General features: G+C 56.9%; 20 protein-coding genes and 1 other annotated feature. Of the genes, 2 read left to right on the top strand and 18 right to left on the bottom strand.

The features are described from left to right. Nucleotides 1-112: 112 nt before the first annotated feature. Nucleotides 113-742, bottom strand: a complete 630-nt coding sequence (locus AC6ROY_RS03260) for a ComEA family DNA-binding protein (RefSeq protein WP_500098544.1) — start codon at nt 740-742, stop codon at nt 113-115. Between the two features lie 95 nt (nt 743-837). Between AC6ROY_RS03260 and comER the strand changes: the two genes are divergently transcribed. Beyond that, on the top strand, nt 838-1,671 hold the full coding sequence (gene comER, locus AC6ROY_RS03255; RefSeq protein WP_500098543.1) for a late competence protein ComER: 834 nt from the start codon (nt 838-840) through the stop codon (nt 1,669-1,671). 82 nt (nt 1,672-1,753) lie between these two features. Here the strand turns inward: comER and leuS are convergent, their stop codons facing one another. The 13 genes from leuS to AC6ROY_RS03190 all read right to left on the bottom strand — a co-directional run bounded on the left by leuS (nt 1,754) and on the right by AC6ROY_RS03190 (nt 15,130). After that, nucleotides 1,754-4,204 carry a leucine--tRNA ligase gene (gene leuS / locus AC6ROY_RS03250; RefSeq protein WP_500098542.1) on the bottom strand — a complete coding sequence of 817 codons (2,451 nt, stop codon included), beginning with the start codon at nt 4,202-4,204 and terminating at the stop codon, nt 1,754-1,756. Nucleotides 4,205-4,275: 71 nt separating this feature from the next. Then, nucleotides 4,276-4,529, bottom strand: a binding site (T-box leader). Between the two features lie 509 nt (nt 4,530-5,038). Further along, nucleotides 5,039-5,836 carry a class I SAM-dependent DNA methyltransferase gene (locus tag AC6ROY_RS03245; RefSeq protein ID WP_500098541.1) on the bottom strand — a complete coding sequence of 266 codons (798 nt, stop codon included), beginning with the start codon at nt 5,834-5,836 and terminating at the stop codon, nt 5,039-5,041. A gap of 265 nt (nt 5,837-6,101) precedes the next feature. Next, nucleotides 6,102-7,004, bottom strand: a complete 903-nt coding sequence (locus AC6ROY_RS03240) for a CvfB family protein (RefSeq protein ID WP_500098540.1) — start codon at nt 7,002-7,004, stop codon at nt 6,102-6,104. After that, nucleotides 7,001-7,348 carry a ribosome silencing factor gene (gene rsfS / locus AC6ROY_RS03235; RefSeq protein ID WP_500098539.1) on the bottom strand — a complete coding sequence of 116 codons (348 nt, stop codon included), beginning with the start codon at nt 7,346-7,348 and terminating at the stop codon, nt 7,001-7,003. The genes AC6ROY_RS03240 and rsfS overlap by 4 nt, the downstream gene beginning before the upstream one ends. Nucleotides 7,349-7,375: 27 nt before the next feature. After that, on the bottom strand, nt 7,376-7,984 hold the full coding sequence (gene yqeK / locus AC6ROY_RS03230) for a bis(5'-nucleosyl)-tetraphosphatase (symmetrical) YqeK (RefSeq protein WP_500098538.1): 609 nt from the start codon (nt 7,982-7,984) through the stop codon (nt 7,376-7,378). Further along, nucleotides 7,974-8,561: a nicotinate-nucleotide adenylyltransferase gene (locus AC6ROY_RS03225; RefSeq protein WP_500098657.1), complete on the bottom strand. Its 588-nt coding sequence runs from the start codon at nt 8,559-8,561 to the stop codon at nt 7,974-7,976. Before AC6ROY_RS03225 ends, yqeK begins: the two co-directional genes overlap by 11 nt. Before the next feature lie 48 nt (nt 8,562-8,609). Next, the gene (yhbY, locus tag AC6ROY_RS03220; protein WP_500098537.1) at nt 8,610-8,900 is read right to left on the bottom strand and encodes a ribosome assembly RNA-binding protein YhbY; all 291 of its coding nucleotides are present in this window, start codon (nt 8,898-8,900) and stop codon (nt 8,610-8,612) included. Nucleotides 8,901-8,903: 3 nt separating this feature from the next. Beyond that, a complete protein-coding gene (locus tag AC6ROY_RS03215) occupies nt 8,904-9,830 on the bottom strand; it encodes a shikimate dehydrogenase (RefSeq protein WP_500098536.1) in 927 nt (308 codons plus the stop codon). A gap of 59 nt (nt 9,831-9,889) precedes the next feature. Beyond that, on the bottom strand, nt 9,890-11,023 hold the full coding sequence (gene yqeH / locus AC6ROY_RS03210) for a ribosome biogenesis GTPase YqeH (protein WP_500098534.1): 1,134 nt from the start codon (nt 11,021-11,023) through the stop codon (nt 9,890-9,892). 7 nt (nt 11,024-11,030) lie between these two features. Beyond that, nucleotides 11,031-11,525, bottom strand: coding sequence for a YqeG family HAD IIIA-type phosphatase (locus AC6ROY_RS03205; protein WP_500098533.1), 495 nt, complete (start codon nt 11,523-11,525; stop codon nt 11,031-11,033). Nucleotides 11,526-11,648: 123 nt separating this feature from the next. After that, nucleotides 11,649-13,226, bottom strand: coding sequence for an extracellular solute-binding protein (locus tag AC6ROY_RS03200; protein WP_500098532.1), 1,578 nt, complete (start codon nt 13,224-13,226; stop codon nt 11,649-11,651). Nucleotides 13,227-13,291: 65 nt separating this feature from the next. After that, nucleotides 13,292-14,128, bottom strand: a complete 837-nt coding sequence (locus AC6ROY_RS03195; protein WP_500098656.1) for a carbohydrate ABC transporter permease — start codon at nt 14,126-14,128, stop codon at nt 13,292-13,294. 78 nt (nt 14,129-14,206) lie between these two features. After that, complete coding sequence (locus AC6ROY_RS03190) at nt 14,207-15,130, bottom strand: ABC transporter permease (protein WP_500098531.1); 924 nt, start codon at nt 15,128-15,130, stop codon at nt 14,207-14,209. A gap of 266 nt (nt 15,131-15,396) precedes the next feature. Between AC6ROY_RS03190 and AC6ROY_RS03185 the strand changes: the two genes are divergently transcribed. Then, complete coding sequence (locus AC6ROY_RS03185) at nt 15,397-17,697, top strand: helix-turn-helix domain-containing protein (protein ID WP_500098530.1); 2,301 nt, start codon at nt 15,397-15,399, stop codon at nt 17,695-17,697. Nucleotides 17,698-17,800: 103 nt separating this feature from the next. On the opposite strand, the gene AC6ROY_RS03180 is transcribed toward AC6ROY_RS03185, so the two are convergent. The 4 genes from AC6ROY_RS03180 to spoVAE all read right to left on the bottom strand — a co-directional run bounded on the left by AC6ROY_RS03180 (nt 17,801) and on the right by spoVAE (nt 22,837). Beyond that, nucleotides 17,801-20,026: a transglutaminase TgpA family protein gene (locus AC6ROY_RS03180; protein ID WP_500098529.1), complete on the bottom strand. Its 2,226-nt coding sequence runs from the start codon at nt 20,024-20,026 to the stop codon at nt 17,801-17,803. Then, nucleotides 20,023-21,267, bottom strand: a complete 1,245-nt coding sequence (locus tag AC6ROY_RS03175; protein ID WP_500098528.1) for a DUF58 domain-containing protein — start codon at nt 21,265-21,267, stop codon at nt 20,023-20,025. Before AC6ROY_RS03175 ends, AC6ROY_RS03180 begins: the two co-directional genes overlap by 4 nt. A gap of 5 nt (nt 21,268-21,272) precedes the next feature. Next, nucleotides 21,273-22,232, bottom strand: a complete 960-nt coding sequence (locus tag AC6ROY_RS03170; RefSeq protein WP_500098527.1) for an AAA family ATPase — start codon at nt 22,230-22,232, stop codon at nt 21,273-21,275. 239 nt (nt 22,233-22,471) lie between these two features. Next, nucleotides 22,472-22,837, bottom strand: coding sequence for a stage V sporulation protein AE (gene spoVAE, locus AC6ROY_RS03165; RefSeq protein WP_500098655.1), 366 nt, complete (start codon nt 22,835-22,837; stop codon nt 22,472-22,474). Nucleotides 22,838-22,842 lie beyond the last annotated feature (5 nt).

Raw genomic sequence — 22,842 nt, 5'->3', positions numbered from 1 at the left:
TAAAGTATCCCCCTTAGAATGGTAGGTTTTAGATCGACTTCCTTTTCATTCTCTCATATTTCCAGCTAAAACGAAAGGGGGTACCGTCAGATTCATGAACGGCTTCTGCCCCTCATTTTACAACCGTAATAAGCGGCTCCAGCTTCTTAAAGGTCTGGTCGCCGATCCCTTTGACCTCCTTCAGCTGCTCCGTTGAACGAAAGCCGCCGAGCTTCTTCCGCAGCTCAATGATCGCTTGCGCCCGGCTGGGGCCAATTCCGGGCAGCGCATCGAGCTGCTCCGCGGTGGCCCGGTTCAAATCAAGCTTGTCGGCTTCCTTCGGGGAACCTGCCCTACTGCCGCCAGTTTTATCCCCCTGAGCCTCTTCCTTGCCAGAAACTGCCGTCGCCGCGCCATCTGCCAGCTTCCGCCCGCCCTCGCCTGCCGCAGCAGCAGCTTTCTCGTTCACGGCTTCGCTGCCTCCCGATCCTGCCGCCGCAGCAGCAGACTCCCCGCTCCCGGCTGCTCCCCGTTCGAGGCCCTTCAGCGCATGTCCAGCGTCCGTCCCTCTTCCGCCTGGGGCAATCCCCCTCGTGTCGCTTTGCTCCTGCAGCAGCTGCCGCATCGCGTCATCAACCGTGACAAAGCCTGCTTCCGGGGCGGCCGCCAACAAATAACGAAGCAACAGCACGAGCACCGCCAGCGCTGCCGCGCCCGCGATCATCCACCACAGCCGCGGCATGCGTACCGACTGGTTATTCATACAAATCCTCCTTTGTGAAGCAACCTGTCAGGCATATTTCAAAGTTTCCCCCGATATAATGGAAAAAGGCTGCAATCTAAACAGGGGGGATGGTCATGCGAGTTGGTTTCATAGGAACAGGCAGCATGGGAAGTATACTCATCGAAGCATTTATCCGGTCCGGTGCGCTGAACCCGGAGCAAGTCGTCGCGACCAATCGCACACTGGCCAAGGTCGAGCGGCTGGCCGAGCACGTTCCGGGACTGCAGGTGGCCCGTTCCAATAAAGAAGCTGCGCAAGGCGCGGAGCTATTGTTTCTATGCGTCAAGCCGCTGGAATTCAAAGAGGTCATTGAAGAAATCCGCTCCGTCGTAACGAGCGAGCAGCTTATTGTCTCGATTACAAGCCCCGTGCTGCTCCGCCATCTGGAGGAACAGCTTCCTTGCAAAATCGCCAAAATTATTCCGAGTATCACGAATTATGTTTTAAGCGGCGCTACATTGTGCATTTACGGGAACCGGACGATGCCGGAGGATGAAGTGATGCTGGAAAACTTGCTCTCCCATATCGGCTCACCGATTCGCGTATCCGAGCAATACACCCGCATCTCCTCCGATCTGAGCAGCTGCGGTCCCGCCTTCCTCGCTTATTTCGTACAAAAATTCGTCGAAGCCGCAGTCGAGGAAACCGGCATGTCTGAACAGGAAGCGACGCTGCTGGCCAGCGAAATGACACTTGGCACCGGCAAGCTGCTGACGACCGGAGGCTTTACCCCGGTGGCGCTGCAGAAGCGAGTAGCTGTGCCGGGCGGCATTACCGCCGAAGGTCTCCGTATAATGGAAAAAGAGCTGGGCGGGGTCTTCTACGACCTGATCCGCACAACTCATGCCAAATACAATGAAGATGTGGAAAAGGTGGAAGCCCGCTTCTTCGGGACCCAGGTCGACTAGAACGCGATGCTTTCACGTCTTTTCCGTATGAACCGCAGGACAACGGCGTATAACGCCGGTCCCTGCGGTTATTTGGTTTTTGTTAACCGACAACGATGTTCACAAGCTTGCCTTTGACTACGATAACCTTGCGAACGGTTTTACCCGCCGTCGCATCCTTCACTTTATCGAGACCAAACGCCAGCTCCTGCAGCGCTGCCTCGTCGGCATCTGCGGCAACACGCGCCCGATCAGCGATCTTGCCATTTACCTGGACGACGATTTCGACTTCATTGTCCACCGTCCAGGCTTCCTCATATACCGGCCATGCGGCATAAGTAACACTGTCCGTATGACCGAGCTTTTCCCACAGCTCCTCAGCCAAGTGAGGCGCAAGCGGTGACAGCATTTGGACAAACTGCTCCATAGCGGCCTTAGGCAAACGGTCTGTTTTATACGCTTCATTGACGAAAATCATCAGCTGGCTGATCGAGGTATTGAACCGCAGCGCCTCGTTGTCCTCAGTCACCTTTTTGATCGTGCGGTGCCAGATTCGTTTGAACGTCTCGCTGCCCAGCTCCTCGGCGGCGTCAATTTTCGCGCTCAACGCGCCGTCCTCGCCGACAAACAGCCGCCATACCCGGTTCAGGAAGCGGTAAGTACCTTCCACACCGTTGACATTCCAAGGCTTCGTCGCTTCCAGCGGTCCCATAAACATTTCGTACATACGCAGCGTATCTGCGCCGTATTCATTGACAATCTCATCCGGATTGATGACATTGCCGCGCGATTTACTCATCTTTTCGTTATTTTCGCCGAGAATCATGCCTTGGTTGACGAGCTTGTGGAACGGCTCCTTCGTCGCCACTACGCCGAGATCGTACAGCACTTTGTGCCAGAAGCGCGCGTACAGCAAGTGCAGAACGGCATGCTCTGCGCCGCCGATATACAGGTCAACCGGCAGCCACTTGCGCTGCAGCTCCGGCGAGCAAATTTCCTTGTCATTGCGCGGGTCGATAAAACGCAAGTAATACCAGCAGCTTCCGGCCCATTGCGGCATCGTATTTGTTTCGCGGCGCGCTTTCTGCCCGGATACCGGATCGACGGTTTCGACCCATTCCTTGACATTAGCCAGCGGCGATTCGCCGGTGCCGGACGGCTTGATCTCATCAACCTGCGGCAGCAGCAGCGGCAGCTGGTCCTCCGGTACGGTCGTCATTGTTCCGTCCTCGAGATGCAGAATCGGGATCGGCTCGCCCCAGTAGCGCTGACGGCTGAACAGCCAGTCACGCAGACGGTAGGTCACTTTCCCCTTGCCTTTGCCGTCCGCTTCGAGCCGTTCAATCATCGTGCTGATCGCCTGCTCATTGTTCAAGCCATTCAGGAACTCCGAATTAACATGCGCGCCGTCCCCGGCATACGCTTCCTTCTCCACATCGCCGCCTTCAACCACCTGTACGATCGGCAAATTGAACTGCTTGGCGAACTCCCAGTCACGCTGGTCGTGGCCCGGCACAGCCATGATCGCGCCCGTTCCGTATCCGGCCAGCACATAATCGGCGATCCAGATCGGCACCTGTGCGCCGCTGACCGGATTCACTGCGTAAGCGCCGGTAAATACGCCCGTTTTATCCTTCGCAAGGTCGGTGCGCTCCAGATCGCTTTTGCGCGAAGCGCGCTCCTGGTACTCGCGTACCGCATCCGCCTGCCCCGCTGTCGTAATACGTCCGACCAGCTCATGCTCAGGCGCCAGTACGCAATACGTAGCCCCGAACAACGTATCCGGACGCGTAGTGAACACGCGTAGCCCGTCCCCGTCATGCCCTTCGATCGCAAAGGTCACCTCAGCGCCCTTCGACTTGCCGATCCAGTTGCGCTGCATGTCCTTAATGCTTTCCGACCAGTCGAGCTCCTCCAGATCGTCGAGCAGCCGCTCGGCGTATTCCGTAATCCGCAGCACCCATTGGCGCATCGGCTTGCGGACGACCGGGTGACTGCCGCGCTCACTCAGGCCGTCGATCACTTCCTCATTGGCCAGCACGGTACCAAGCGCCGGACACCAGTTCACAGCTACTTCGTCCACATAAGCGAGCCCTTTTTTATACAATTGGATGAAAATCCACTGTGTCCATTTGTAATATTCCGGGTCCGTTGTGCTGATCTCCCGATCCCAGTCGTAGGAGAAGCCAAGCGACTTGATTTGACGGCGGAACGTATCAATATTTTTCTGCGTAAAATCCCGCGGATCATTGCCCGTGTCCAGCGCGTACTGCTCGGCCGGCAAGCCAAATGCGTCCCAGCCCATCGGATGCAGCACATTGTACCCGCGCATCCGCTTGTAACGCGAAACGATGTCCGTCGCCGTATAGCCTTCCGGATGGCCGACATGCAGCCCTGCTCCGGACGGATACGGGAACATATCCAGCGCGTAAAATTTAGGCCTGGAATCGTCGTCCAGCACCTTGAACGTTTTGTTGCGATCCCAATACTGCTGCCATTTCGGCTCGATGGCAAGCGGGTTATATCCCTGGTTTTCTCTTGTTTCCTCTGTCATGGCTGGCTGCCTCCTTCAAGTTCAAGCACACATATGCATACAAACAAAAAAGCCCCCCATCCCTAGCTTGCGCTAGGGACGAGAAGCTTTGTTTTCCCGTGGTACCACCCTAGTTGACTTCAGGCATGCTTTGCCTTCCATCCACTTGATCCCCTTAACGCGGGGAAACGATCCGGCTGCCGGATCATGCTGCCAATTACCCGCCGCATCTCCATCGCCTTCTGGCTCCAGAATGAGTTCACGAACGCGCCGCTACCGGTTCACACCACCCACCGGCTCTCTGTTAACGGACCTGCTCCCTACTACTTCCTGTCGTTGCCTTCTTATCCATTCAGTTATCCATCATTATATGCAAAATAATTCTGCCCTGTCAAGCTGTGCCTCCACCGCAAGGTAAGGAGCAGTAAGGAAAGCACATTCAAGCGGCTTGAAAACCGGCGGCGCCCGGCAACAGGCGGCTTTCAATCACGCTTAAAATGGACGTCTCCCGTCGCAGCCTTTGCAGCTGGAAGGCCCGTGGCCTAGTCCTCCTGCATCCATCATCAACGGTTAATCTAGCCCTGTTTGGATCATACTGGACGTAGAACGCCACGATGACGTTGCGCTGAAAAGGAGAGATCGCGATGCGCGGCCTAGTTAACGGACTGCTGCTTTCCCTGCCGCTGTGGGGCATTGTGTTAGCGGTCCTTCAATTGATTTTGCATCTGCTCGGCACGTGAACAGACGGTAGAAGCCGCCAACCGTCTGACATCGGCCTGCTCCGTTGGAACGTTCTGTCCCGTTGAGACGTTCTGCTCGTACACTCGACCTGCTCCATCTGAGCGATTGCCCAGACTACCGCGGCTTGACCGCCACAAAAAACGCCCGTTCCGTCGTGTCCGTCACTGCTTCCCACGTAAAGTCCGCATATACGGCAACCTCCGTGAACCCCGCCGTACGCAGTGCCGCCTCAATCACCTCAGGCGCATACGCCCGCTGCACATGGGATTCATCGACCCGTTCGAACCGTTCCGCGCTTCCTCGTTCAGCCTGTCCCGCCCGTCCCTCTTCCTTCACGAAAATCGTCAGCGCATGCTCAATCTCACACCGCTCCTCGTCCAGCTCGCATGTCCAGATATAAGCGACATCGTCCTCATTCAACAGAAAGGGCTGGGCTTCCGCATAAGAACGCAGCTGGAACGGCGTATGCATATCAAATACAAATACCCCGCCCGGCGCCAGCGCCTCATACGTATGGCGGAACGCGTCAGCCACCTCCTCCAGCTCCAGCAAATAGTTGAAGCAATCGCAAAACGAGACGACCGCTTCAACCGGCCTGCCCGCCGACCATTCGCGAAGATCCTGCTGCAGCAGCAGCAAGCTGCCTGCTTGCGCTCCCGCCGCCTCGCGCGTCGCCTGATCGGCTTTATCCCGGGCAATAGCAAGCATATCCGCGGACAAATCAACGCCGATCACCTCATAGCCGAGCTGCATTAACGGCACGGACAAGCTGCCTGTTCCGCAGCCCAAATCGACCACCGTATGCGGATTGCCGAAGCTGCGCCAACAGGTGCAGGCAAATTCAAGCCACTCCTCATAAGGCATGTCCTCCATTAACCGATCGTACACATAGGAAAACTGCTCATAAGCCAATCTTTTCCCCTCCTTTTCCACCAGAAAAGCTTCTGACCGAAGCGCCTCGGACGGACAATGCTGGATCCGTTTTCTAGCAGCCGCTTTCGCTTTTCTTGTCAAGTTAAAGAAAACCGGCTGCAACTGCCGAGAGTCGCGAACCGGTATCTGGGTGCTGCTATTGGGATCAACAGAAACGCTGCGAAACGCTCCAACGGAGCTTTTTCAAAGCCCAGGCTCTGCTTGACGCCGATGAACCGCCTGCTCTCCAGCAAGCAGCACTCACTCAGGCTTCCTCTTGCGGCGCAGCCTCCTGCTTCAGATGCGTCCAGCTGCCGTCCTGCACAACAAGCCCTTCCTTCATCAGCTTGCCGAGCGCGCGCTTGAAGGCCGACTTACTCATGCCGAACCGCTGGCTGATCAAGTCCGCAGGCGTCTCATCCGAATACGGCATGGCCGCATTCGGCCGCTCGCGCAGAAACGCAAGCAGCTTCTCGGCATCCTCGTCGCGCACAATTTCCTTGCGCTCGCGCATCGACAGGTTGACGTTGCCGTCCTCCCGCACAAACGCTACGCGCGCCTCCACCCGCTCGCCCAGACGCAGCATCCGCGTGCGTTCCGTCGCGTGAATCAGGCCGATGACGCCAAAGCCCAGCACGCCCGCGTCGCAAACGACAAAGGAGCCCATCTGCAGCGGCTTGTATACCCGGGCTTCGATCGTCCGATTTTTCCAGACCTGCGGAGCCGACACACAGAGCTGGCGAAGCTGCTCTTCCCCGGCTAGCCTCGCGACCATCCGGCCCTGACGGTCATGGCCCAGCACGATAAAAACGCGGTCGCCGACACGCGGATGAAGCTCCTTCAGCTCAGGCAGCTCGCGGAACGGCAGCAGCAGCTGGCGTCCAAGCCCCATTTCGAGAAAACAGCCGAAGCGCGGATGAATATCCGCGACCTCCAGCAGCGCAAGCTCGCCAAGGCTGACCAGCGGCTTGCGCAGCGTAGCGGCCAGCCGGTCTTCCGTATCATGAAACAGGAAAGCTTCGACCGGTTCGCCGATCTGGATCGCCGTCCCGTTTGTTTCGCTATAATGCAGCAGCACATCCATCGTGCCGTCGGTCAAAAAATACCCAAGCGGCGACACCTCGCGGGCGACCTCCAGACGGCGGTACGTTCCGGCTTCCAGCGTCATACCCGCTCAACCACTTTCGCATCCGACCACAGACGCTCGATATTGTAATATTCCCGCTCATCCCGGTGGAACACATGTGCGACAACGTCGCCCAGGTCAATCAGCACCCAGCGAGCCGTATCCATGCCTTCCAGACCGCGTACAGTCGCGCCCGCCTGATCGGCGCGCTTGCGGATTTCAGTCGCAATCGCCTGCACCTGCGTCTCGGAATTACCGTGGCAGATGATGAAATAATCTGAGATTAGCGAAATGCCGCGCAAGTTCAATGCGACCAGGTTCATCGCTTTTTTGTCCTCCGCCGCGTCAACGACGAGCTTCATCAGTTCGTCCGGTTGTACTGCCATGTAGGTTCCTCCCTAACTGTTCCTTGGTTAATCGTTTGCTTCACGCGCAGCTTCGTCAAGGGCAGCCTGCCGGTGCTGCAGCTCGGCAATCAAGCCGTTGCGCGCTGCCAGCGTCAGCGGATAAATGCGCTTGCCCTGATCCAGCAAAAAACGGATTGTACCGTCAAACCCGGTCAGCAGCGCCTGCTCCAGACTATGCTCCGCCTCCTCGCGAATGCGATTCACATGCGGAAAATCTCTTCCAGGCTCCATATAGTCCGCCAGGCAAACGACCTTATCGAGACCGGTCATCCGCTCGCGCCCCGACGTATGGTAGCGGATCGCATCCAGCACCGTTTCATCGCCCACGCCGAACCGGCTCTGCGCAATCCAGGCGCCGGCATGCGCATGCCACAGCTCCTTCTCGTAATCGAGCAGGTCAAGCGGCAAGCCGTTATCGCGGATGATGGCAGCCTGTTCGTCCACCCGCCAATATTTGCACACATCATGCAAAATCGCGGCCAGCTCCGCCTTCACCGGGTCTTCGCCAAACCGGTTCGCAAGCAGCACCGCCGTCTCCATGACACCGACCGTATGCGCCCAGCGCCGCTCCGGCATCTGCTCCTTCACCGCCGCGATGATCTCCTCACGTTTCATACAGTCGGTTCACCTCGATATAATCATTTACCGCATCCGGCACCATATAGCGCACCGACCGACCGGCGGCCCGGCGTTCGCGAATTTGCGTGGATGACAGCTCCAGCTGCGGCATGGAGGCGAGCCGGACCGCCGCATGGATATGCGGAGGCAGCTCCTCCAGGCCCAGCTCATAGCCGGGACGCTGCAGCCCGACGAAGGTGACCAGCCGCACCAGCTCGTCAATCCGCACCCACTTGGGCAAATAACGAACCATATCCGCGCCGATCAAATAATAAAAGTCGTACGCGGGATACTGCTCCCGCAGCAGCAGCACGGTTTCGATGCTGTACGAGACGCCGCCCTTCTCCAGCTCGATTGCGGTCGTCCTGAACCGGTCATAGCCGTTCACCGCCAACCGGACCATCTCCAGCCGCTGGCGCGGCTCCGCTCCCGCTGTCTGCTCCTTGTGCGGCGGCACATTGGTCGGCATAAACCAGATTTCATCCAGCTCCAGCTGCTCACAGACGCTTTGCGCGGCCAGCAAGTGCCCGATATGGATGGGATCGAAGGTGCCGCCCATCAGTCCGATCTTCACATCGCTCACCTCACTTGAATTTCCGCCCGCCTGCTTGCTGGCGAAGGTTTAGGGAAGCTCGATCGTTTTATGATCGCGCGACTCCTTGTACAGCACGATCGTGCTGCCGATCACCTGCACCAGCTCCGCGCCCGCGCCCGCTGCCAGCTCCTCGGCAACCTCCTGGCGGTCATCGGAATTGTTGTTCAGCACCGACACCTTGAGCAGCTCCCGCACCTCGATCGCCTCGGCGATATGACGGATCAAGTGATCGTTTACCCCGCCTTTGCCGACCTGAAAGATCGGGTTCAAGTGATGGGCCTGCGCGCGCAAAAACCGTTTTTGTTTACCTGTCAACATGAATTATCGTTCCCCTTTTTCTGTACGCAATTGCTCCGCCTGCGCAAACGACGCGAGCACAACCTCGCGCATCGCTTCAATCGGCGCAGGCTTGCCCGTCCAATATTCAAAGGCGTAAGCGCCCTGATAAATAAACATGCCCAGTCCGCTATGCACCGCAGCGCCCCGCAGGTCGCGGGCATCGCGCAAAAATTTCGTCAGCAGCGGATTGTAGATCAAATCGCTGACCACCGTATCCGGCCGGATCAGCGCCACATCCATCGGCGATTCGTCCACATGCGGATACATGCCGACCGATGTATTATTGACAATCAGCGCGGCCTCGGCCGCCAGCGCGCCAAGCTCATCCAGCCCGTGACCGGAGACGCTTGCGAAGCTGCTCATCGACTGCGCCAGCTCCTCCGCCTTCGCCTTTGTCCGGTTCGCGATATAAATATGCGCGGCCCCTTCCTTGGCAATTGCGTAACCAACGCCGCGCGCCGCGCCCCCTGCGCCGAGCATCAGCACTTTGCGGCCGCACAGGTCAAGACCCGTCTCTTCCTTCAGCGAACGGATGTAGCCGATCCCGTCCGTATTGTAGCCGGTCAGCCGCCCGTTATCGTTGACAATTGTATTCACCGCGCCGATAATCCGGGCGCCCTCATCAATTTCGTCCAGATAATCCATCACTTCCAGCTTATGCGGCACCGTCACATTTACACCCCGAAACTGCAGTGCGCGGATTCCCGCCACCGCGTCCCCCAGCGTGCCGGGCAATATATGAAAAGCGGCATAGGCCGCATTCACCCCGCTCACCTCAAACGCCCGGTTCAGCATGACCGGCGATTTCGAGTGCCGAATCGGGTCTCCGAACACGCCGAACAGCACTGTATGGCTGTCCAAAGCAATCGGCCCCGGCCGACCGCTCCCGTCTTGATCAAGCTTTGCCATTCTCAAGCCCTCCTGTCCGTCCGCAGCACTTCCTGCCTGCGCTAGATCAGCTAGATCAACTAGATCAGTGACTCGCGCAAAGCAACCTTTACGCCCTTCGGCACATAAATCATCAGATCCGCGCCTGCTTCGCTGTTCGCCTTCACCCAGCCGATGCCCGAAATCGACACATCCATCGGTTTTCCCTTCGGAATCCGGATGGCATGCTTCGTCAACGGAGGCAGTAGCTCCAGCTCCTCCAGCGACGGCGGCGTCAGCAGCACGCCCTTGTGCTCGGCATACAGCGCGTCTGCCCGCTCCAGCTTCGTCCGGTGCGCCGTCAGCGCGTTGGATACGTAGAAGGTAAACGACTGCCGTTCGCCTTGTACGAAGTCAAACCGCACCAAGCTGCCGAAAAACACGCTCTGCTGCGGATTCAGCTGGAATACAAGCGGCTTGACCGGCTTGTCCGGCATCAGCTTCATCAGATCCTTTTTGCCGACCAGCTCGGTCATTCGGTGCTTGTACACAATGCCCGGCGTATCGATGATCGACGTGCCGTCATCCATCGGGATGCGGACGAGGTCAAGCGTCGTACCCGGATACAGCGAGGTCGTCAGCTCCGCATCAAGATCGCTGTAGTCGCGGATCAGCCGGTTAATAAGCGTCGACTTACCGACATTTGTTGCGCCAACGACGTAAATATCGCGACCGTCGCGATGCTCCTCAATCGCTTCAATGACACGCTCGAAGCCCATATTTTTTTTAGCCGAGCACAGCACAACCTCGACGACACGCAGACCCGCTTCCTTCACCTGGCGCTGCACCCAGTTCAGAATCCGGTTATAGTTCGTCACCTTGGGCAGCAGGTCGATTTTATTGACGACAAGCACAATCGGATTGGAGCCCACAAAACGCGCCAAGCCGGAAATCGTGCTGCCCTCGAAGTCGAACAAATCGACGATGTTGACTACCAGCGATTTCGTCGAGCCGACATGCGTCAGCAGCCGCAGAAAATCGTCCTGGTTCAGCGTAATGCTGGATGATTCATTGTAATTTTTGATCCGGAAGCAGCGCTGGCAAATCAGCGGCGTGCGGCTCAAAGCAGAAGCGGGCACATAGCCGAGCTTCTGCGTGTCCTCCGTCTGTATGCGTACGCCACAGCCAGAGCAGTAAAGTTCCTCTTGTTGCATCGGTTCACGGTCAAGCGTCATACGTTCCCTACCTTTTCATCATCATTAATGCGGCTTTTTCAATTCGCCGATTCACCTTCGTAAAGAAGCCTTCGTCAGCAATTGCAATGGGACTGACGAGAATCGTATACAGCCCGAGCCGGTTGCCCCCCAGCACATCGGTCAGCATCTGGTCGCCAACGACAATCGTTTCCCCGGCTTGCAGCCGCATCAACTGCAGCGCCTTGCGAAACGACCGGTTGGTCGGTTTTTTGGCCTGATAAATAAAAGGCAGGGACAACGGCTCGGCAAACTTGGTCACACGCTCCCGCTGATTGTTTGATACAATGACAACCTGAAATCCGATCTGGCCGACAACCTTCAGCCAATCAATGAGTTCCGGTGTCGCGAGCGGCGCCTTGGCCCCCACCAGCGTATTGTCCAAGTCCGTAATAATGCCCCGGTATCCCTGCTTCCATAACATATCCAGTTCGATTTCATAGATGCTGTTTACATGTTCGCGCGGAATAAGCTTGTTCAGCAAAAGCGTTCACCTCAGAAAACAATGGCTATATACGTCAAACTATACCATACTTGTCCTTGTTCATCAAAGAGGGAATCCCGCAGCTCCTTTTCGGAGCGGGGATTCCCTCGGTTGCGCCGCTATTTATTTGATGCCTTGCTCCTGCACGTACGCCAGCCACTGCTGCTTGTAGGCAGCCTGAACTTTTTCCAGTCCTGCGGCCTTCGCCTTTTCCATAAAGGTTTTCAGTCCGCCCTCGACATCCGCTACAAGCCCGGCCTCCAGCGGGAACAAAAACTGCTTCTCCACCTGCTCCAGCGCGGCCCGTTCCGCCTGGTAGCCCGTATAGTCCTCGGCGAAGCCAGTGAATTTGTCAGGCGATTGAATCTTATCGAGCTGGCTGAAAATTCGCTTCACTTCATCATAGCCTTTATCGAAGATCATATAGTCGGGGTTCCGCCATGCCCAGCTCTGCATCGACTCGCGCGGGAAGCCGTTGCTGTTGGCGTCGCCAATCATCGTATAATAGCCGTTGTCAACCTTGTAGTTTTTGCCTTCAATTCCGTATTGGGTCAGCAAATTGTAGGTTTTGTCCGTAACCAGCTTCTCATAGAAGGCAAGCGCGCGCTCCGGATTTTTGCTGCTTTTCGGAACCGCAAAGCCGTTGTGGATCGGATGCACCGGCTCGGCATGGCCCTTGATCAGCGGCGCAGGGTAATAATCCAGCTTCCAGTCCGGGTGCGCCGCGGCGATTTTGATCTTCTGATCATTGAAGCGGCTCGGATTATCGCCCAGATTGGCAGCCGCCTTGCCGCTTGTAATAAGATCGGACATCGAATCCTTCACATTCAGCGTATTTTTGGACATATAGCCGCTTTCCTGCCAGCGTCTGTACGTCTGCAGCTCCTTCAGATGCTCGGCCGAGCCCCAGTAGAACGTAACCTCGGTCGGTTTGGTATACGGGATGGCGATGCCGTAAGGAACGATGCCGACCGGATCAATCGTCAGGTTTTTATACAGCTCGGACAAATTGTTCTTCAAATCGCTGTTGGTCGCCAGCGGAATCATCGTCGGCACGTTTTGCTTGATGCCGGCGAGGTACGCTTCGAAGTTGGCGAGCGAATCCGGCTTGGGCAAATTAAATTTCTCCCGCAAGTCCTCGCGCCAGACGAAGCCCGTCGTCACATACTCCTTGTAAGTGGCCGGCACCGTATAAATCTTGTTGTCAATTTTTACCGCGTTCCACATGTCCTTGGGGACAAAGCTGTTCAGCTTGGGCGCAACCTTGGGCAGCAGCTCGTCGAGCGGCAAAAAAGCGCCCTTTTTGGCATACGATTGGTACTGCGTCCATTCGGCTGTAAAAATCAGATCAATCGGCTGGCCGGACGACAGCAGCAGCTTGTATTTCTGATCCCAGTCGGTCCAGGTCGTAAAATTAAACTTCACCGTCGCATTCAAATCCTTCAGCGCCAGCTTGTTGATTTCAGCCTCAATGACGGGCAAATCCTTCGGCGCCTCGCCAAGCATATAAAACTGCAGCTCGACCTTCTTGGACGTATCGAGACCGGCCGGAGCCGGCGCAGGCGTTTCGCCGGAGGTGGCCGACGGCGCCGGAGTCGGGGCCGGAGTCGGGGCCGGGGTGCTGCTGCAGCCGGCGACAGCCGTCCCGGCCAATGTTAACGCGAGCGATAACCCAAGCATACGTTGCGATGGTTTGTTCATACAAATCCTCCCTTTTTTTCGGATCAGCAGCATTATGTTAACGGCCGGACGAATCCGGTTCCGTGTTAACCCTTCACCGCACCGATCGTCAGTCCTTTGACGAAAAATCGCTGGACGAACGGGTACAAAAATAAAATCGGCCCCGTTACAATCAGCGCCATCGCCAGCTTCGTCGATTCGGTCGGAATCGGCCGCCCCAGCGTTACGCCGGTGCTGACCCCAAGCTGCGAAATGAAGTTAGCCGCATTGATAATGTTGTACAAATAATATTGCAGCTCATATTTATAAGGATCATTGATGAACAGGGACGAGGACAGCCAGCTATTCCAGTAGCCGAGTGCCAGAAACAGACCGACCGTCGCAATCCCCGGCATCGAAAGCGGCAGCACAATGCGCCAATAGATCGTAAAGTCTCCCGCCCCGTCGAGTTTGGACGACTCGGTCAGCTCCTCCGGCACCGCCGACTTAATAAAGCTGCGCATCAGGATGATCAGAAACGGCGTCATCAAGCCGGGGAAAATGAGACCGAAGTACGTATCGGTCACCTGTAAATATTTAGTCATCATAATGTACCACGGCACAAGCCCGCCTCCAAACAGCGTCGTAAAATAAAAGTAGAAGGACAACTGGTTGCGGTACTTGAAATCCTTGCGCTGCAGCACGTATCCGGCCATCGTCATCAGCAGCAGCCCGCACGCCGTGCCGGTTACCGTTACGAACGTGGTCACGCCGTAAGCGCGCAGCACCTGCTGCGGAAAGGTCAAAATCGCCTCATACGCGGAGAAGGAAAACACCTGCGGAATAAGGTGATAGCCGTCGCGTACGATCGAATCATTGTCCGTCAAGGAGCCGGATACGATCAGCGCAAACGGAAATAAGCAAACAAGCGACAGCACCGTCATGCAGCCGTACGCTAACAGCCGGAACGCGACAGAATCGTCTCGCTGTACCTGCACATTCAATCCCCCCTCGTGAATCATTTAAAACAATGCATATTCTTCATTCGTACGGCGAATCCACGCATTGACCGTTATGATGAGGAGGAAGCCAAAAAACGACTGGAACAAGCCTGCGGCCGTCGCCATCCCGATATCAAAGGTCACCTTCAGCGAGCGGAATACATAAGTATCAAGAATGTCCGTCGTCTCATACAGCATCCCGTTATTGCCGATCAGCTGATAAAACAGGTCGAACTGCCCCTTCATAATGCTCCCGAGCGCAAACAGCAGCAAAATCATAAAGGTCGGCTTGAGCATCGGGACGGTAATATACCAGATTCGCTGCCAGATGTTTGCTCCGTCAATTTTGGCCGCTTCATAATAATCGTCACTAATTCCCGTAATCGCCGCCAAATAAATGACCATCGTATAACCGAGATTTTTCCATACATAAAAGACGACCAGCAGCACGATCCAGACAAATGGCTGGTTGTACATGTCCACCGGCTCGCCCCCCATTCCCTTGAGCAGCGCGTTCACAAACCCGGTTTCATAATTAAACATGTTGTAAGCGATTGCACTCAGCAGTACAAACGAGATGAAGTACGGCAAAAACATCACGGATTGGGTAAGCTTCTTAAACCACCTGCCGCGCATCTCGCTCAGCAAAATCGCGCAAAATATCGCCGCCCCGTTCACCAGCACAATAAACGCAAGATTGTAACCAACCGTGTTGCGGGTAAGCTTCCATAACGCACCGGACTTCCATAAAAAGACGAAGTTATCGAGCCCGACAAACGGACTTCCGAATAAGCCTCCGTTAAAGTCAAAGCTGGTGAAGGCGTAATAAATGCCAACCATCGGTACGTAGGAGTTAATGAAAAAATACAGGACGGCGGGCGCGACCATCAGAAACAGCCACCTGTTTTTGATGAACTCATGGGTGAAGCCTTGCCTTTGCTTCATACGGAATTCCTCCAGTCTTCGGGATCGGCAATCACTTTATGTACAGGATTATATCGGCCCGCTGCCTGCAGCGGTACTGAAAATGTTGCACGAATTATGAAGTTGCGGCGGTTTGCGCTGCTGGCTGGATATGCACTTTCTAAAGATTCATGGACTCTGTTGACTTCTGGAGGATTTTCACAGTTTTCAGCGGCTTGTATGCGTTGCCACAATATCCGAGGTACGCTATACTGTGGCTACCAAAGGAGATGGAGGAGGCGGGGACGATGCGCGGAACGGCGGACAACTATCGGATGTACCGGAAGCTGCTGACCGGCATCATTTTGTCGGTTGTCATTACCTTGCTCGTCTCGACAACAATCCTTTATGTCAGCTTCGAGGAAATTGCCCTCCGGCAAGTCTACGAATCGGATTCCAACAGCCTGCTGCAGACAAGTCAGGAAATTCGCAAGGTGTCTGCGACCGCCACCTCGCTGTCCTTTCAAATTTACCGCGACTTTGTCGTCAGCAAACTGATGTATTATGACAAGCCGGATATTTATGATGTGACCAGTGCAATGGAGCAGTTGAACAACTATCGCCTTGCGATGCCCTTTATCGAATCCATCTATGTGTACAATGCCGCATCCGGGCTGTTTTATGTCAGCTCAAGCAACGCGCAAAGCGGCATTCAGACCGCTGACACGCTCGGCGACCCGAGCATGATCGACATTCTCCGGCATGTGCAGGATTATGCGCCGTTTGTTCCGGTGCCCCGGCTGATGAAGCCGGTCGGGTCCGCGCAGCCGGCCACGCCGGCCGGCTACTATTCCTTTCTCTGCTACGACGCGATTAATGTGACTAAAACGCTCAGCTCCGCCGTCGTTGTCAACATCTCCGAAGCGTTTATCAATACGTATATTGAGCGGTCGGCCAGCGAGCTTGCCCACAGTGAGATGATCATCGGCCCGCAAGGAAGATTGCTGTCCACCGACGGAGCGAACCCGCTGCTAAGCGATTATGCGACGAAAAGCTATGTGCAGCAGATGTTGGCCGCTCCTCCCGAGCCTGGCTACATGGTCGAGGACATCGACGGGACCCCCTCTCTTGTCTCCTACACCGCCCCGGACGAGCTGGGCTGGCGGTATTTGCGGGTGACGCCTTATGCCGTCATTACCCGGGAAATCCGCGACATGCGGCTCAAAACCATCGTCATCGGACTGGCGATTCTCGCGGCCGGCCTGCTGGCTTCAGTGCTGGCATCCCGCAGGCTGTTTGGTCCGATTGACAAGGTGCTGCGGCAGCTGCGAACGCTGGAGAGCGAGCAGCGGGACCATCTGCATGTGTTGCGGCAGCATTTCCTGAGGAATATGTGCCTCGGACGGGAGCCTTATTCGAACAGCCAGCTGCAGGAAAAGCTGCTGTACTTCGGCTCCAGGCTGCAGCTCGGCAAGCCGTCGCTGCTGATGCTTGTGCAGGTCGATCATTACCAGGACCAATTGTCGCGGTACGGAGAGCAGTTCAAGCTGCTGCGTTACGGCATGATGAATATTGGCGCAGAAATTGCGGCCGCCGCCCGCTATGAAGCGGAGACAATCGACATGGGAGAGGATCACGTGCTGCTTGTGCTGGCCGCTGGCGATACGGAAGAGCCGCCTGACCCGGCAGCGCTGACTGCAATGCTGCGGCAGCTGCAAGCTGCCATTGGCGATTACATGAAGCTGTCCGTATCGGTTACCATCGGCGCCTGGCAAGCCGGAGCTGCCGCCAGTCTCGCCTTGTACCCGCAGCTGCTGGAGGCGTCACGTCAACGTTTATTTCGCGGCCATGGCTGTGTGATCGAGGCGGAGGACTGGATGAGCAGTCCAGCGAAGCCGTATAAGTTCCCGGTGCACAAGGAAAAGCAGCTGGTAAACTGCCTGATGAGCGGCAACGCGGCGGGCGCGCGTACGATCTACACCGAAATTGTTCAGGAAACAGCCTCCTTCCCGTATGCGGTCGTGCAGCTTGCCATTTCTCATCTGACGCTGTCTGTTGCGCATGTCCTGAATACGCTGAACGCCAATCAGGCGGTAGCTTCGCCGTTGATTTTGGACACGACGATTACCGGCTCGCTTCATCAAGCGGAAACGATTGACGAGCTTCACGCGCATTTTTATCAGCTTTTTGATGACCTGCAAGCAAGGCTGGAGGCAAAGCGAAGCCTCAAGCATGTGGAGCTGATCCAGCGCATCCACGCCATCGTGCAGCGGGATTACGGCGACCAGAGCTTGTCGCTGAACTCGATCGGGGATGAGCTGGATATGTCGCCGATTTATGTAAGCCGCTTGTACAAGCAGCATTGCCTGACCAGTCTGCCTGAGTTTATTCAGGAGGTGCGGATGGCCCGGGCGCGTGAGCTGCTGCTTGGCACCGCTCTGTCCGTCGCCGACATTGCGGAGAAAACCGGCTTTACAAGCGATTCCTATTTTTATCGGCAGTTCAAGAAGCATACGGGGCTGACGCCAAGCGATTACCGCAAGCAGCCGCCCAAAAGCGCCGACCGGCAAGCCGCAGCGGATATCGCCTCCGAGCTGCGGCCGCTGTAACGAGCTCTCTGCAATAGCCAAAGCAAAAAGCCGCCAATCCCTCCGTTTCATCGGGGAGTTGGCGGCTTTCATTTGTTACGCGTTTCATTTGTGCACGCGGGGCTTACAGCTGCGAACGCAGCTTCTCAACGATTTGCGTCGTCTGGAGCCAATCCTGCTCCGTAATTTCTTCCTTGCCGTACTTCGCCTTCTCGAAGTTGCGGAGGACGATGTCCAGCTCGCCCTTCATCCAGCGGCTTGTCGTTGTCCAGCGCCGCACAGCCTCGCGCAGCGTTTCATGCTCCTCGCGAACGTAGCCGTTGCGGCGGAAAATACGCAGCAGGCGCTCGCATTCGACGACCAGCTTCTGCTTGAGCTGTGAAGCCCGGCGGCGGCGCGCCCGCTCCCGCAGCAGCTCGATCAGCTGCCAGCGCCAGATGGCGAGGGCCAGCAAAGCCACAGCGGCCAGCACGCTGCTGCCGATGAGATAATAATGCGGCTCCACGACAGCGGCTGCTGTCGCAGGCGCAGCTTCCGGCTGCGGCACGACAGGGGTTGAGTCGAGAACAGGCTCCTCCACCGGCAGCGCCCGCGGCATCGAGAACCCGGCCGTCGGCTCGAACGGTACCCAGCCGTAGCCGCTGAAATACACCTCGACCCACGAATGGGCGTCCGAGTTGCGCACCGTATACAAACCGGCGCCGTTCGGGTCCATCAGCTCCTCCGGCATAAGCCCGAAGCTCGGCTCCTCGATGGAAGTCGTACCGGAGGAATAGCCTTTGACCCAACGGGTCGGCAGTCCGACCGATCGGGCCATTACAGCCATTGACGTTGAGAAATAATCGCAATAGCCTTCCATAATTTCGAACAGAAACCGGTCGACAAAATCGCGGCTGCGTCCTTTCGTCAAGTCAGGCTTATTTGTATACGTAAAATTCGTCGTCAAATATTGCTCGATCAGCTTGGCCCGGTCATAGTCATTTGTGGCCGTTAACGTAATGTCCTGCGCCAGCTTGCGCACCCGCTCCGGCAGCTGCTCCGGCAGCTGCAAGTAACGGGCCAGCTCCGGCTGCTGCGTCGTGCGCGGAAGGCTGCGCAGCGCGGCCTCATCAATGATCGGCACCTGGGACACGACCGTATACGTCTTCGGATACGGCTGGCGCTCGCTGTAGCGCAGCTCGCCCTGCGACGGCGACCACTGAAGCGCATCGAAGCCGGCCCGGCCTTCATTCAGACCGATGACTCGCTGGACGGCGTAGGCGCCAAACAGCACCGGATATTTATCCTCCGTCAGCAAAGTGACCGTTTGCCTGACCTCCAGCGTCTTCATCTGATCGCCAGGCAGCCTCAAATCCGTCGCGAGCGGCGTATCCGCCCTGACCTGCGTCCAGGCGGCGGCACGGTCCTGCTCGTTCTCCTGCCAGCCGCGGCCTGTATAAAGCGCCAGCGCCTCTCCTCGCCAGTAGCCGCGCTGCGTCGTATCCACCGTCATCACCGGCGAATAGTCGAATTGAAAGCCGCTGCCGAGAAACCGGTCATTGCGGCTGTAGCCCGAGGACGCATCCATCGCATCGAGCGCTGTCGCCACCTGAACGCCCTTCCCAGTCGAGAAGTTCATCGGCTCCCCGCGATAAGCGCGCCAGGCCGTATACGGATCAGTGAAGGTCGGACTGACCTCCGGCATCGCCACCCCGACCAGCAGCGTGATGATAATCATCCCGAAGACAGGCCCCCCGATCGAGAACGGATAATCGGCCAGCTCGCGCCAGGCCGCCGGGTCTTTTTGCCGGAGACGGCGGAAATGCGCCAAAATCACGAGGAACAGCCCGCAGCCGAGCATCATCGCCACCTGCGGCCACAAGTAGACGGCAGAGAACGAATCCCGGATACATAAAGCGAGCACGCTCGCCACCAGCAGGAAATAGATGCGCCACTTGGACTCCACCCACCAGATCATCGTCAAATAAGCGACCCACGTCCCAAGCCCGAACCACAGGTACGGCGTCAGCTCATACAAGTTCAAAAACAGCCGCGAGGTGAAAAAGCTGGTCCACGTCATCGGCTCGATCACTTCATACCGCTCCAGCACCTGCTTGTGGACAACGATCATGGCGACCAGCTGCAGCACGCCGCGCAGCAGCCAGTGCATCGCAGTCAGATGCTCCAGCACCGCAATCGCCGCCAGGCTCCACAGCATGACGCCGACCGTTTCCGGCAGCAGCCAGTACTCCTCCTTCTCGAACCAGAAAAGCAGCTGCAATAAAAACACGCCGCACAGCAGCACCGTCAGCCGGTGCGGCCACTCGTGAAACAGCAGCTTGTTGCGCCATTCCTTCAGGCTTCCTCTCATGCGCTCCGCCCTCCCAAGAGCCCCGGCAGCTCACTCAATTGCTGGATCGGATAACAGCCGATGCCGCGGCTTTGCAGCTGCAGCACCCAGCCGTCATGCCGGACTGCAGGGGGCGCAATCCAAATATGGCACGGATTCATCTGCTGCTGCTTGAGCCATTGCAGCACTTGCAGCATCGGCTCGCCGGAGGCGGCGCTGATGATCGTCAGGAAGCTGCCGGGCACAAGCTGCTGAACCTTGTCCTTGAGCACCGCCCGCAGCGGCACGGCGCTGTCGGCCTCCACGTCGATCAAATGCTGCAGCACCTGCTGCTGCTGCTGTTGCCCGTGACGCGCTTCGAACAAGGTCGTCTCCTTCCCGCTCGATACGAGTCCCAGCGCAAGCCCGCGGTGCAAGCCGTATTGAAACAGCGACGCGGCAATGGACACCGCCAGCTCAAACTGCTCCTGATCCTCATACGCCTGCTGCGCGCGGTCCAAAATGATATAGGTGCGCGGCAGCGATTCGCGTTCGAACTCCTTCGACTTCCAGGTGCCCGTCTTGGCCGTTGCATTCCAGTGAATCCGCGAAATCCGGTCGCCGTACAAATATTCCCGCACCCCGTTGATCTGCGTCGTCTCCCGGACAGCCCGCGTTGTCGTCGAATGATGGTTGGTCCCTTTCATCATCTGGTTATGCTGCTGCCAGTCGCGGATCACGACCGTCTGCGGCAGCACGGAAATTTGTTGAGCCAGCTCCACCTGCCCGCGATGCTCGAACAGGCCAAAAATATCCTCGGTCACACATTCGATCCGCTCAAACGTATAATGTCCTCTGCGCATCGCCGGCGTCCGGTATTCCCAATCCGCGCGCCGCCGCCAGTCAGGCACAAGCGTCGTCTCGAAGGCCAGCTCACGCCCGTTTCGCTGCAGCAGCCGATCCTTGACAAACACGTACGGGATCGGCCAGAAGCCGGGAATCGACAGCTGCACCTTCACGCCCAGCGTCGTTCCCGCTTCAAAGGTCGTGCTGCCGTCCGTCGCCAGCATGACGCGGGACGCCTGCGTACGCTTGATGCCGCTCCATTGGCCCAGCAGCAAGTAAATGCTCAGGAGCAGCATGACGACAAACAACATGAGCGCCAGCTTGCCCCCCTGAAACAGCAGAAAGCCGAGACTGCCGGCAAGGGAAGCGGCGACCGCCCAGAACTTGCGTCCGTACCGGGGACGGCCGGACCATTTCTGCATGAGCATCGTTCTCATCCGGGTCACTTCTCCCAACGTACAGGAACCTTCACTTGCTGGAATACCGATTGCAGCACGGAAGCAACCGTCGCTCCTTCCATACGCGCTTCCGCTTGCAAAATCAGCCGGTGTCCAAGCACGTAAGGCGCCAGAAATTTAATATCATCGGGGATCACATACTCGCGCTGCTGGAGCAGCGCATAAGCTTTGGACGCTTGCACGAGCGCCAGCGTCGCCCGCGGACTCGCCCCCAAATACAGCGAAGGATGCTCGCGTGTCGCCCGTGTGATCGCAACCAGATACGCGGCCACCGCCTCCTCCAGATGAATTTGCTTCACGCGCTGCTGCAGCGATAAGATTTGCTCGACGCTGGACACGGCCTCCAGCCCGTCAAGCGGATGAGAGACGCTCTGGGAAACAATCATCCTTGTTTCCGTCTCCGCATCGGGGTAGCCGAGGCTGAACTTCATCATAAACCGGTCAAGCTGGGCCTCCGGCAGCGTATACGTACCTTCAAAGTCAATCGGATTTTGCGTCGCCAGCAGCAGAAACGGCTTAGGCAGCGCATAGGTTTCGCCGTCGACCGTCACTGACCGCTCCTCCATCGCTTCCAGCAGCGCGGATTGCGTTTTCGTCGTCGCCCGGTTGATCTCATCCGCCAGCAAAATATGGGTCATGATCGGACCCGGGCGGAATATAAAAACTTCATCCTTAGGATGGTAAATAGAGACGCCTGTAATATCGGTAGGCAGCAGATCCGGATTGCATTGAATGCGGCGGAACTGGCCGTGAATAGATTTGGCAAGCGCTTTAATCAGAACTGTTTTGCCGGTACCCGGCACATCCTCAAGCAGGACGTGGCCTCCAGCCAGCATCGCGGTCAGCAGCAATGAAATTTCATCGGACTTCCCCAGAATGCAGGATTCCAGATTGGCTTGAATATGCGTTAACGCTTGTACATCATCTCGAATGATCGTTTCCATCAGCCGTTCCTCCTTTGGTGTCCATGACTTGCCAGTTGCACATAACCACATACTCTACGAAATTTTAGAAAAAAAGGTTCAATCCTAGCATACTTTTCATTGTACCGGATTCAAAAAAGGCCGTATACGTGTAAAATAGATGAATTTGTTTGGAGAAATGCAAAAAAGCTCCTGCTCAGGAGCTTTTACAGCCTTCACTCATGGTCTGACACGGCGGGAGACGGCTTGTCCGGCCCGCGTTACCCTTGCGGCTTAAACACAAGCGCGGCCAAAAAAGAAAAAATAATCGCTGCGGATATGCCCGCGCTCGTCACCTGAAAAATGCCCGTGATGATGCCGACCACGCCATGATCCTTCAGCTCGGTGAGCGCGCCGTTCACAAGCGAATTGCCGAAGCTCGTAATCGGCACCGTCGCGCCCGCGCCGGCAAATTCGATAAATTTGTCATACAGTCCCTTGTCCCCGTACGGAATGGCCTCCACAATCGCTCCGCCTACGACCAGCGCGCTCATCGTATGGGCCGGGGTTAGCCGCAGTACGTCAATCATCAGCTGGCCTACCACGCAAATTGCCCCTCCGATCAGAAATGCCCACATAAATTGCATCCAGT

It is taken from the genome of Paenibacillus sp. sg306046, assembly GCF_059821225.1.
The sequence above is the reverse complement of the archived record's forward strand: the minus strand, read 5'-3'. Positions and strand labels throughout refer to the sequence as shown.

Bases quoted from the DNA above. Each gene is read 5' to 3' on its own strand.
- AC6ROY_RS03240 (WP_500098540.1), bottom strand. From the start codon at position 7,004: ATGACGCTGGAAGCCGGAACGTACCGCCGTCTGGAGGTCGCCCGCGAG.
- AC6ROY_RS03185 (WP_500098530.1), top strand. From the start codon at position 15,397: ATGCGCGGAACGGCGGACAACTATCGGATGTACCGGAAGCTGCTGACC.
- AC6ROY_RS03180 (WP_500098529.1), bottom strand. From the start codon at position 20,026: ATGAGAGGAAGCCTGAAGGAATGGCGCAACAAGCTGCTGTTTCACGAG.
- spoVAE (WP_500098655.1), bottom strand. From the start codon at position 22,837: ATGCAATTTATGTGGGCATTTCTGATCGGAGGGGCAATTTGCGTGGTA.
- comER (WP_500098543.1), top strand. From the start codon at position 838: ATGCGAGTTGGTTTCATAGGAACAGGCAGCATGGGAAGTATACTCATC.
- AC6ROY_RS03190 (WP_500098531.1), bottom strand. From the start codon at position 15,130: ATGAAGCAAAGGCAAGGCTTCACCCATGAGTTCATCAAAAACAGGTGG.
- yqeH (WP_500098534.1), bottom strand. From the start codon at position 11,023: ATGACGCTTGACCGTGAACCGATGCAACAAGAGGAACTTTACTGCTCT.
- AC6ROY_RS03195 (WP_500098656.1), bottom strand. From the start codon at position 14,128: ATGACGGTGCTGTCGCTTGTTTGCTTATTTCCGTTTGCGCTGATCGTA.
- yhbY (WP_500098537.1), bottom strand. From the start codon at position 8,900: ATGTTGACAGGTAAACAAAAACGGTTTTTGCGCGCGCAGGCCCATCAC.
- AC6ROY_RS03175 (WP_500098528.1), bottom strand. From the start codon at position 21,267: ATGAGAACGATGCTCATGCAGAAATGGTCCGGCCGTCCCCGGTACGGA.
- AC6ROY_RS03215 (WP_500098536.1), bottom strand. From the start codon at position 9,830: ATGGCAAAGCTTGATCAAGACGGGAGCGGTCGGCCGGGGCCGATTGCT.
- yqeK (WP_500098538.1), bottom strand. From the start codon at position 7,984: ATGAAACGTGAGGAGATCATCGCGGCGGTGAAGGAGCAGATGCCGGAG.
- AC6ROY_RS03200 (WP_500098532.1), bottom strand. From the start codon at position 13,226: ATGAACAAACCATCGCAACGTATGCTTGGGTTATCGCTCGCGTTAACA.
- AC6ROY_RS03170 (WP_500098527.1), bottom strand. From the start codon at position 22,232: ATGGAAACGATCATTCGAGATGATGTACAAGCGTTAACGCATATTCAA.
- leuS (WP_500098542.1), bottom strand. From the start codon at position 4,204: ATGACAGAGGAAACAAGAGAAAACCAGGGATATAACCCGCTTGCCATC.
- rsfS (WP_500098539.1), bottom strand. From the start codon at position 7,348: ATGGCAGTACAACCGGACGAACTGATGAAGCTCGTCGTTGACGCGGCG.
- AC6ROY_RS03260 (WP_500098544.1), bottom strand. From the start codon at position 742: ATGAATAACCAGTCGGTACGCATGCCGCGGCTGTGGTGGATGATCGCG.